Below are 10283 nucleotides of genomic sequence, written 5' to 3'. Positions count from 1 at the left end.
TTTGAATTCTGTTCAAATGAGCAGAGTGTTATCTTTTAAATCTTTGTGCAACAAAGCCTCATCAAGGTAAAAAAGAATTTCCCTATGCAAAGATGACGACTTTTAAATCATTGAAGAATAGGGTTCTCCAAAAAATAATTACAATAATTGGAACATTTTTAAGAAGACGTTCTACATCTACAGAACATAATATTTACCAAAACATAGTCTATCAGCCCGTCGCAGAAACAGAGCTTCGTGAATTCAAAGTTGCTGGTGAAATTCCACAACATTTAAATGGATTATTGCTTCGTATTGGTTCAAATCCTATTTATGTTCAAAATCCCACTTTATTCAATTGGTACTTAGGTGATGGCATGATTCATGGCTTGAAGTTGCAAGACGGTCAAGCCATTTGGTTTAAAAGCACCATGATTGCAACGGATCGCATTCAAAAAATTAAGAATTTACCCCAAATTGCTGGTTATCGCCGTGGTGCACATGATGTGGTCAATACCAATATTTTCCGACATGCAGGCGAATTATGGGCGGTGATTGAAGCAGGTGCATTTCCGATTTGTTTGGATAATGAGTTGAATGCGCAACGTTATCAGTTGTTTAATAGTGATGCAGATTTACCTTTTACGGCACATCCAAGAAAAGACAATAAAACAGGGCATTTGCATGCGATTAGTTATGATGCTTTGGATGCTCAAAATGCCTATTATCAAGTGATTGATGAATATGGTGATTTGATTCACCTGACACAAATCCTATTACAGCATGGTCCAATGATTCATGATTGTTTAATCACAGAATTAGATGTGATTATTTTTGATTTCCCACTGACCTATTCATTTAAGCGATTATTACAGGGTAAAAGTGTGCCATATCATTGGAATAATCAGCATACTGCGCGAATAGGGATACTGAAAAAATATGGCAATGCTCAAGATATTCAATGGATTGAGGTAGATCCTAGTTTTGTCTTTCATGCTGCCAATGCATATCGTGATCAAACAGGACAAATTGTTTTAGATGTATTGGTGCATGATACTGATTTTGAGCATTCACAACATGCTGCTTATGAGCAACAACAGGCGAAGTTAGAAAGATGGGTTGTTGATTCAGATCTAAAACATTTAAAAAGAAGTGTGCTGGATAATCGGATTCAAGAATTTCCAAAAATTGATATGCGCTTTAATGGTCTTGCGTATCGTTATCTCTATACATTAAGTTTTCCCGAAACAGGCTTATTTAACTTTCTGATTATTCATGACTTGGTTTTAAATCAATCTGTGACGTATGATTTTGGTGAAAAATGGACGATTGGTGAAGTAAGTTTTATTGTAGAGCATGAACACTGCACTGAAGGTCAAGGTTATTTGATGATGTATTTGCATCACTTGGATGGTGAAAGTTCAAAAGTGGTTATTCTCAAAGTAAATGGTTTAGAAATTCAAGAGCAAGCTGAAATTGATTTGGGTGTTCGGGTACCCTTGGGCTTTCATTGTAATTGGGTGAGTTTAGATATTATTCAATAAATCAAAATGATAAGTTAATATTTGTGTAGATATGGCATTGATATATGTTGGATTGTTATTGGTATATTTTAAAATTTGATTGGTTATATATTTAAACTGTTGCTGTTTTAAGCTATGAAATACGATAAAACTACACTTTTTAATTTCATTCAATAACAGAGATTTGTATAGTATCTAATTAGTAGATTTATAAAGTATAAAGGTCGAAACCAGACATGTTACTTCGTGCAAAAAAGCAATGGTTGTATACGATTCCTGTATGTACAGCGGTTTTATTCGCAGTAGGCTGCCAAGAAAAACCTGCACCACAGGAACAAACAAGTGCGCCAACTGCTAAGTCAGAGCAAACACCGCTGATTCAAGCCAAAGTTGAACGCGTAGACGTACTTAAAAAACAGTTCTGCGATGAGGATGGCTGTACACAGTATGATTTGCAAACTATCAAAAGTAATGTGCCGTGGATTGATGAGTATTTCTTAAATCGTATTAAAAAAGATGTGCCAAGTGCATTTGAAAAAGAGCAAGCCAATACGCCAGCTCAGAGTGAAACACAGCCCTCACCAAAAGGTTTAAACCAAAATTCGATTTATGTGCGTTTTATTTCGCAACAAAATAATTTAGCGACATTTGTAATCCAATCTTATACCTACCCAGCAGGTGCAGCACATGGTATGTATCACAATGAATATGTGACCTTTGATTTAACTACGCAAAAACGTTTAGCACTCACTGATATTTTAAAACCTAATGTTGAAGCCAAGGTGGCTGAACAGTTATATGATGCTAATGCCAATTGGTTGATTCAAAAAGATATTACTCGTGATAAATTACAACTGAGTGATAACTATTATTATGGTGTGAATGGTCTAGTCTTTGTTTACCCTTTGTATGAGCTCACTTCCTATGCGGATGGTATGCCAGAATTAAAACTACCGTACCAAGTGGCGAAAGATTTGATTAAAGCTGAGTATTTACCGAGCTTACCTCATGTTGAGCCCGTTGTAGAAAAACCTGTTGCCCCGTAAATTGCATTCAAATCATACAATTCATAAATGTCACATGCTCTGTCACTGTATTTTTTGCAGTGAAGAGCTTACACTATAGTCAGTTTTTTTCTCTTATTTAGATTGACTATGATCGACCCGAAATTAATCAGAAATAATATCGAGGCTGTAAACTTAGCCTTAGCCAAACGTGGTGTACAACTCAACGTTGAAGAATGGGCATCACTAGAAGCTCGCCGTAAAGACATTCAGTCGAAAACTGAAAACTTACAAGCGGAACGTAATTCGGGTGCGAAGCAAGTTGGTCAAATCAAGAAAGCAGGCGGTGATGCATCTGAAATCATGGCGCGTATGTCTGCGATTGGTGATGAAATCAAAGCTGCTGAAGTTGAACTGAATGAACTTCAAGCTGAACTTGATGCAAAACTCATGTCTATTCCAAACATGCCACATGAGTCTGTGCCTGAAGGTAAAGACGAAAGTGATAATGTTGAAATTTTGAAATGGGGTACACCTCGCCAATTCGACTTCGAGATCAAAGACCATACTGATCTTGGTGAAATGATGGGTGGTTTGGAGTTTGAAACTGCAACCAAACTCACAGGTACACGTTTCAGCGTATTGAAAGGTCCATTGGCGCGTTTACAACGTGCGTTGACTCAATTCATGTTAGATACCCATACGCTTAAAAATGGCTATACCGAAGCCTATGTACCATATTTGGTCAATGCAGATTCTTTACGTGGTACAGGTCAATTACCTAAATTTGAAGAAGATTTATTCAAATTACAAGGTGAAAAAGAATACTACCTGATCCCAACAGCAGAAGTGCCAGTCACCAATTTCGTGCGTGATGAAATTGTTGATCCTGAGCGTCTACCATTAAAATATGCTGCACATACACCATGTTTCCGTAGTGAAGCAGGTTCTTATGGTCGTGATACGCGTGGTTTGATTCGTCAACATCAATTCGACAAAGTTGAAATGGTGCAAATCGTGAAACCTGAAGATTCTATGCAAGCTTTGGAAGACTTAACAGGTCATGCTGAAGGCATCTTACAAGCACTTGGTCTGCCATACCGTAAAATCGTGTTATGTGGTGGTGACATGGGCTTTGGTGCATGTAAAACTTATGATTTGGAAGTTTGGGTACCAAGCCAAGACACTTATCGTGAAATTTCTTCATGTTCAAATATGTGGGATTTCCAAGCACGTCGTATGAAAGCACGTTACCGTGCAGACCAAAAGAAAACTGAATTTGTGCATACGTTGAATGGTTCAGGCTTGGCTGTAGGTCGTACTTTATTGGCGGTGATGGAAAATTACCAACGTGCGGATGGTTCGATCGAAATTCCTGAAGTATTACGTCCGTATATGGCGGGTGCGACATTTATTGACTAAGCATTTAAAAGTCAAAAAGTCGATGATAGGTAGCGTGTTGTGCATGAATATTGCTGAGTACAATCAGATTTGAACTTTTGAGGAACACAGTGGAAATTTTCCCAATTTCATTAAAGCTACAGGGGCAACCTTGTCTGATTGTTGGTGGTGGGCACATTGCCTATCGCAAGGCAGTATTACTTGCAAAAGCAGGTGCAATTATTCATGTGATTGCACCTGAAATTGAAGAAAGTCTTTTAGATATTGTCCATTCTACACAGGGACAATATCACCCTGAAAAGTTCAGTTCTGAACTTAGCTTAAGCAGTTATCGTTTGGTAATTGCTGCAACCAATGATAAAGCTGTTAATCAAGCTGTCTTCGAGGTTTGTGAAGATTTAAATGTCTTGGTCAATAGTGTCGATGATCCGCCACATTGTCGATTTATGGTACCGGCAATTATCGACCGTTCACCGTTGGTGGTTTCTGTTGCGACCAATGGTGCTTCGCCTGTATTGGCGCGTCAAATTCGCACTCAACTTGAAGCTTCTATTCCGCATGGGATGGGCAAACTTGCGGACTTTTCAGGAAAATGGCGTAAAGTCGTTAAAGAACAGATTAGTAATCCTGATGAGCGTCGTATCTTTTGGGAGGACTTGTACGCAAGTCCATTGAAAGAACAAGTGTTTAATGACCATATTGATGAAGCTGATCGTTTCATTGAACAGGCTTTAGCAGCATGGCAAAAACCAAAAGGTGAAGTATATTTGATCGGAGCTGGTCCGGGTGATCCTGAATTATTGACCTTAAAAGCACTGCGCCTGATGCAACAAGCTGATGTGATTATTTATGATCGTTTGGTATCACCTGCGATTATGGAGCTTTGTCGGCGTGATGCTGAAAAAATCTACGTCGGTAAAGCACGTTCCAATCACGCTGTGCCACAAGAGGGCATTAATGCGTTATTGGTTAAATATGCGTCGCAAGGCAAACGTGTTTGTCGTCTAAAAGGCGGTGATCCATTTATCTTTGGGCGTGGCGGTGAAGAAATTCAGGAACTCTTTGAGGCAGGCATTGCTTTTCAAGTGGTTCCAGGGATTACCGCAGCATCAGGTTGTTCTGCTTATGCAGGCATTCCACTAACTCATCGTGATTATGCACAAAGTGTTCGTTTTCTCACAGGGCATTTAAAAGAAGGCTCGCCTGAGTTGCCGTGGCAAGAATTGGTTTATGAAAATCAAACTCTTGTGCTGTATATGGGCTTGGTTGGTTTAGAGAAGATTTGTGAAAAACTGATCGCACATGGGCAACGTCCAAATATGCCTGTTGCATTGATTTCCAAAGGGACAACACCTGAGCAAAAAGTGGTGGTCGGTACTTTGGCAGATATTGCATCGAAAGTGGAAGAACATCAAATTCAAGCACCGACTTTAACCATTATTGGTGAAGTGGTGAGTTTACGTGAACAGTTAAGATGGCGATAAAATCTCCCCTAACCCCTCTTTAAAAAGAGGGAGTTTCTCCCTTTGAAAGGGGAGTTTCGGAGGGATTAAGAGCAGTAGAGAAAATTTGTGATACATGTTGTTTTATACGAACCTGAAATTCCTGCAAATACTGGGAATATTATCCGTTTATGTGCCAATACAGGTGCGCAATTACATTTGGTCAAGCCACTAGGTTTTGAGTTGGATGATAAAAAGTTGCGTCGTGCAGGATTGGATTATCATGAATGGGCGCACATGAAAGTGTGGGAAAATTTTGCTGAATGTCTTGCACATTTAAAAGCACAAGATATTGATCAAGATGCGATTTATCCGTTAACCACCAAAGGTTTTGAAACACCACATACCTCGAATTTAAATCGTCCTGTAGCTTTATTGATGGGACCTGAAACCCGTGGTTTACCTGAAGATGTTCGTATGATGTTTCCTAAAGAACATTGGATTCGTTTACCGATGGCACCGAATTCACGTAGTTTAAACTTGTCCAATGCGACTGCTGTGATTTTGTATGAAGCATGGCGTCAGCAGGGTTTTCAGGAATTAAAATAATTTTAGATATTCAAATGCTCTCGGATGAGAGCATTTTTTTATGTCCTATTTCTCTCAATTCAGCATCAAACTATTCAGGATCTTTTAAATAAGTCACTGTTTCTGAATAAGGTAAGTTGGCATCTTCTTTAATCAAGATATTGATTTTAACTACTTGGTCTTTATTGAGTCGAATTCGTTGATTTGAATTTAACGCCTTTTGGATGATTTTACCAATATAATGATCACAGCCTTGATCTGCTCGACCTGCAGCTTTTACGTTTAAAACAGTGCCATGAATGATAGTAGGCTGTGTTTGTTCCTGTTCCAAACCATTGCGATTGAAATAAATCGTTTGGCTCGAAGCATCTTCCAAGAGTTGCACTTCAAGATCGCATGAATTGACAAATGAAGCAAAGGCGGTGCAAGGGAAGATTAAACTTATGAATAAAAGTGTGCGCATAAGCCATTTCCTGTTTTATTCAGGTCGATAAATCTGCCCATCCTGACCATCTGCTACAGTGATGCCCAATTGATTTGCCTGTCGGATAATAAAGGGTAAAACCTGTTCAACTTTGGAATAGACAATTGCCAACATGCCCATGTCGTGGCTGAAATTATTGATCATTGGGCCATCCGCCCATGGCGAGTCATCCATAGCAGGATCATCCTCTGCAAAGTCGCATAGACAAGGATAGCGAGCAGTTAGTTGAGCATGTAGTTGTTGTAATTGCGCTGCAACAGGGCGCTCATCTTCATAATATGCTTCACGCAAGGCTTCAATTTCCTGCCATGCTTGTTGCTGATCAGCAGGTAATTTTTCAATAATTAAGTCAATGCTATAGCTCATAGGAATTCTAATGCTTGGTTGTTATTGAATAATTTATAGTCTATGGATCAGCTGAGATGGGTAAAGAATTGTATTCCCTGATACTCCCCAATTGCGATCTAAACACTTCAACAGCTTTCGGTGCTTAAGTTGCTTTCAGGGATCGCTTGTGATGCATCAAACAAGCGCTGTGCGCGAATCACATGTTGCATATTCTCCTCTGCCCAATTTTTAAAAACCAAAGCAGTTCCTGCAAATTCAATTCCCAGTGGCGTGAGTGCGTACTCGACTCGAATCACGTTATTTTCATGAATCGTGCGTGAAATAAAGCCATCTCGTTCCAAAATTTTTAACTTTTGAGATAACACTTTTGGGGAGATTCCTGTGAGGCTTTTTTTCAATTCATTGAAATGTTGAGATTGACCATGTAGTCGGTAAATGATCAGAAGAATCCATTTATCTGCAAATTTATCAAAAAAAGATCGTGCAGGGCAGTCAGGATGAAAAATATTAAAATTTAATGCCTTAGTCATAATTCAATCCTCTGTAATAACCAAAATTCACAATAAATCTTCAGTTGAGCGACCAGTTACCGAATGGTAACTAATTGATACTTAGTTTCAAAAGTATATCATAAATCTATTCTTTCATATCAGTTCTTAAATTGATCGGTGCAGCATTTTCATCTGAAGCTGAAAAGTTGTTTGAGATGTCGTAGATCAAAATTTACAAGAGTGCAAATACAATGAAAATAACAGATGCTGTGGTTTTTATAACAGGTGCCAATCGTGGCTTAGGGCTTGTACTTGCCAAAGAAGCGGTGCAACGTGGTGCGAAAAAAGTCTATGCAGGTATGCGTAATACCGACAATTTTCATGAGCAAGGCATGATCGCTGTACACGTTGATGTTACCAATCCTGAGTCAATTCAAAAAGCTGTGGCTGAATGTGAGGATGTCAGTATTTTGATTAATAATGCAGGTATTGCACGTCTGAATCAAAGCCCTGTAGATGCTGAAATTGTTGCAACTACACGTAAAGTTTTAGAAACCAATCTATATGGCATGATCAATAGCACGCAGCAATTTTCTCCTGTGTTATCTGCTCAGCCTGAAAGTTATATCATCAATATCTTGTCCGATGTGTCTTGGCAACCTAGTACATTTTTAGCCAGTTATGCCATGTCTAAAGCTGCGGCATGGTCTTTTACCAATAGCACACGACAGTGGTTTGCCAAATCTAATCTGCATGTGATGGGTGTCCATGTTGGTTTTATCGATACTGATCTGACCCAAACACTAGATATTGAAAAAGTTTCACCAAAAGTCGTTGCTGAACATATTTTTGATGGGATAGAGCGCAATGCTTTTGAAGTGGTGATTGGTGAGTCAAGTCAGCAATTGAAACAGGGACTGACAGCACCGATTCCAAGTTATATCAGCCTTTAATTTTACATTCTTTTTTTATTCAACAGATCAAGAGGTTTTCACATGTCTAAAGTCGCAGTGGTTTATTATTCAGGTTATGGTCACACTAAAGTTGTGGCTGAAAATTTTGCCAATGAAATTCAGGCAGATTTAATTGCGATTGATCAACAGGGGAATATTTCTGAACAGGAATGGACAATTTTAGATCAAGCCGATGCAATTGTTTTTGGTGCACCAACGTATATGGCATCTACGCCTTGGCAGTTTAAGAAATTTGCAGATGATTCTTCAAAGCGTTGGTTTATTCGTGCTTGGCAAGATAAAATTTTTGCAGGATTTACCAACAGTGGCAGTATCAATGGCGATAAGCAAATGACACTGATTCAGTTACAGGCGCTTGCTTTGCAACATGGTGGTATTTGGGTCAGCTTGGGTATTCTGCCTTCCAATAAGAAGTCTGCTGCTCGTAATGATATTAACTATATGGGAAGTTTTGGTGGTGCGATGGTACAAAGCCCAGCGGATGCTTCAGCAGAGGAAATTCCACAAGGTGATTTGGATACGGTACGTGCTTATGCACAACGTGTAAAAACGATTACAGATAAATTTGTGGGTTGATCACAGCAAAGTGATTAAAATTACAAAAGGCGCATTCAGCGCCTTTTGTAATTTTGAAACATTAAATCAATTTCTTATTCATGTTCATTATGTTGTGGTGCAGGGTAACGGAAGCCTTTGGTTTTATAACCTAGGTACAAGATACCAAACATTGCCCACCATAGACCGAATTTTAATGCAGTTTCTTCAATTTCAAGCCACATTGCAAAGATACTGATAAAACCAAGCAAAGGAATAATTACAAAACTGAGAATATCTTTGAATGATTTAGTACGACCATCACGAAGTGCATAGCGTGAAATCACTGACAAATTCACAAATGTAAATGCTGTTAAAGCACCGAAGCTGATCATAGAAATAACAATATCAAGATCCATGAAACCAGCAGTTAATGCAACAACACCAACGATGAGAATATTGTACGAAGGGGTGAAGTTTTTAGGGCTAATATGACCAAAAATCTTTTTATTGATCACGCCATCACGACCCATCACATACATTAAACGTGATACACCTGCATGTGCTGAGATCCCTGAAGCCATTACCGTCACAATCGCAAAATAAAGCACGACAGTTTTAAATGCGACACCACCAACAGCTTGTAAAATATCAGGCTGTGTTGCCGCGACATCCTCAAAGTAAGTTTTAGGATCGTTCGGGAAGTAAATTTGCATGAAGTAGGTGCTGATAATGAAAATTATCCCTGCAAATAACGCTGTCATGAAAATTGCGCGAGGCAAAGTCTTTTCAGTGTCTTTGGTTTCTTCAGCAAGTGAACTCAACGAGTCAAAACCTGTGAATGAGAAGCAAAGTAAGGTCGCACCTGTAATGAGTGCTCCAACACTGGTCATTTCATTCCAAAATGGTTCTAAACTCCATAATTGGTATTTCGCATTGACGAGCGTGCCGTCTGCGTTTACACCACTTGAAAGTAGTTGATAAACCATCCATGTAAAGTACGCAATTACACCTAACTGTACGAAAACAATGAGACTATTGAAATTCGCAACAAATTTTGCACCACGTAAGTTGACCCCCGTCATCACAGCCGTGAGACCAATCACCCAAACCCAATGGTTAACCTCTGGGAAAAGTGCTTCTAAATAGATCACAGCAAGGATGATGTTCACCATTGGAGAGAGTAAATAATCTAACCAAGATGACCAACCGACCATAAAGCCGACATTAGGGTGAATCGATTTTTGTGCATAAGTATAGGCTGAACCTGACGAAGGGTATCGACGGATCATGTGACCATAACTAATAGATGTAAATAAAATTGCAATTAAAGCAACAATATAAGACGTGGGTACATGGAAATGACTTTCTTCTGATACTAAACCAAAGGTATCAAAAAGCGTCATGGGTTGAATATAAGCCAAACCAATAATGATAATGTGCCAGAAGCCTAGCGTTTTTTGCAGTTTAGCTGCCGATTGAGTCCCAGAGTTAATTGTCAACGGCGTTATCCTC

At 39.0% G+C, this 10283-nt stretch carries 11 protein-coding genes; 7 read left to right on the top strand and 4 right to left on the bottom strand.

Annotated elements, in window-relative coordinates; all coding sequences use genetic code 11:
* The first annotated feature begins 92 nt into the window (after positions 1-92).
* The 5 genes from EXE10_RS15615 (at position 93) to EXE10_RS15595 (ending at position 5958) form a co-directional block, all read left to right on the top strand.
* Positions 93-1523: a carotenoid oxygenase family protein gene (locus tag EXE10_RS15615; RefSeq protein ID WP_130113985.1), complete on the top strand. Its 1431-nt coding sequence runs from the start codon at positions 93-95 to the stop codon at positions 1521-1523.
* A gap of 215 nt (positions 1524-1738) precedes the next feature.
* Complete coding sequence (locus EXE10_RS15610) at positions 1739-2548, top strand: RsiV family protein (RefSeq protein ID WP_130113984.1); 810 nt, start codon at positions 1739-1741, stop codon at positions 2546-2548.
* A gap of 108 nt (positions 2549-2656) precedes the next feature.
* On the top strand, positions 2657-3928 hold the full coding sequence (serS, locus tag EXE10_RS15605; RefSeq protein ID WP_087553174.1) for a serine--tRNA ligase: 1272 nt from the start codon (positions 2657-2659) through the stop codon (positions 3926-3928).
* Positions 3929-4017: 89 nt separating this feature from the next.
* The gene (gene cysG / locus EXE10_RS15600; protein WP_130113983.1) at positions 4018-5391 is read left to right on the top strand and encodes a siroheme synthase CysG; all 1374 of its coding nucleotides are present in this window, start codon (positions 4018-4020) and stop codon (positions 5389-5391) included.
* Between the two features lie 87 nt (positions 5392-5478).
* Entirely contained in the window at positions 5479-5958 is a 480-nt protein-coding gene (locus EXE10_RS15595; RefSeq protein ID WP_130113982.1) for a tRNA (cytidine(34)-2'-O)-methyltransferase, read from the top strand.
* Between the two features lie 70 nt (positions 5959-6028).
* On the opposite strand, the gene EXE10_RS15590 is transcribed toward EXE10_RS15595, so the two are convergent.
* From EXE10_RS15590 to EXE10_RS15580, 3 genes are all read right to left on the bottom strand, one after another.
* Entirely contained in the window at positions 6029-6400 is a 372-nt protein-coding gene (locus EXE10_RS15590; protein ID WP_130113981.1) for a hypothetical protein, read from the bottom strand.
* A gap of 15 nt (positions 6401-6415) precedes the next feature.
* Positions 6416-6787 carry a hypothetical protein gene (locus tag EXE10_RS15585; protein ID WP_130113980.1) on the bottom strand — a complete coding sequence of 124 codons (372 nt, stop codon included), beginning with the start codon at positions 6785-6787 and terminating at the stop codon, positions 6416-6418.
* A gap of 107 nt (positions 6788-6894) precedes the next feature.
* Complete coding sequence (locus EXE10_RS15580) at positions 6895-7299, bottom strand: winged helix-turn-helix transcriptional regulator (protein ID WP_130113979.1); 405 nt, start codon at positions 7297-7299, stop codon at positions 6895-6897.
* A 212-nt stretch (positions 7300-7511) separates the two neighbouring features.
* Between EXE10_RS15580 and EXE10_RS15575 the strand changes: the two genes are divergently transcribed.
* Complete coding sequence (locus EXE10_RS15575; RefSeq protein ID WP_130113978.1) at positions 7512-8213, top strand: SDR family NAD(P)-dependent oxidoreductase; 702 nt, start codon at positions 7512-7514, stop codon at positions 8211-8213.
* Between the two features lie 42 nt (positions 8214-8255).
* The gene (locus tag EXE10_RS15570; RefSeq protein ID WP_130113977.1) at positions 8256-8810 is read left to right on the top strand and encodes a flavodoxin family protein; all 555 of its coding nucleotides are present in this window, start codon (positions 8256-8258) and stop codon (positions 8808-8810) included.
* 74 nt (positions 8811-8884) lie between these two features.
* Here EXE10_RS15570 and EXE10_RS15565 read toward each other — a convergent pair whose 3' ends face one another.
* On the bottom strand, positions 8885-10270 hold the full coding sequence (locus tag EXE10_RS15565; RefSeq protein ID WP_087553181.1) for an APC family permease: 1386 nt from the start codon (positions 10268-10270) through the stop codon (positions 8885-8887).
* Positions 10271-10283: the final 13 nt, after the last annotated feature.

The organism is Acinetobacter sp. WCHAc060033, assembly GCF_004209125.1.
GTDB classification, from domain to species: domain Bacteria; phylum Pseudomonadota; class Gammaproteobacteria; order Pseudomonadales; family Moraxellaceae; genus Acinetobacter; species Acinetobacter wuhouensis.
The sequence above is the reverse complement of the archived record's forward strand: the minus strand, read 5'-3'. Positions and strand labels throughout refer to the sequence as shown.

Excerpts from the sequence above, each read along its gene's own strand:
- EXE10_RS15615 (WP_130113985.1), top strand. The coding sequence starts at position 93 with ATGACGACTTTTAAATCATTGAAGAATAGGGTTCTCCAAAAAATAATT.
- EXE10_RS15610 (WP_130113984.1), top strand. The coding sequence starts at position 1,739 with ATGTTACTTCGTGCAAAAAAGCAATGGTTGTATACGATTCCTGTATGT.
- serS (WP_087553174.1), top strand. The coding sequence starts at position 2,657 with ATGATCGACCCGAAATTAATCAGAAATAATATCGAGGCTGTAAACTTA.
- EXE10_RS15590 (WP_130113981.1), bottom strand. The coding sequence starts at position 6,400 with ATGCGCACACTTTTATTCATAAGTTTAATCTTCCCTTGCACCGCCTTT.
- EXE10_RS15585 (WP_130113980.1), bottom strand. The coding sequence starts at position 6,787 with ATGAGCTATAGCATTGACTTAATTATTGAAAAATTACCTGCTGATCAG.
- EXE10_RS15580 (WP_130113979.1), bottom strand. The coding sequence starts at position 7,299 with ATGACTAAGGCATTAAATTTTAATATTTTTCATCCTGACTGCCCTGCA.
- EXE10_RS15575 (WP_130113978.1), top strand. The coding sequence starts at position 7,512 with ATGAAAATAACAGATGCTGTGGTTTTTATAACAGGTGCCAATCGTGGC.
- EXE10_RS15570 (WP_130113977.1), top strand. The coding sequence starts at position 8,256 with ATGTCTAAAGTCGCAGTGGTTTATTATTCAGGTTATGGTCACACTAAA.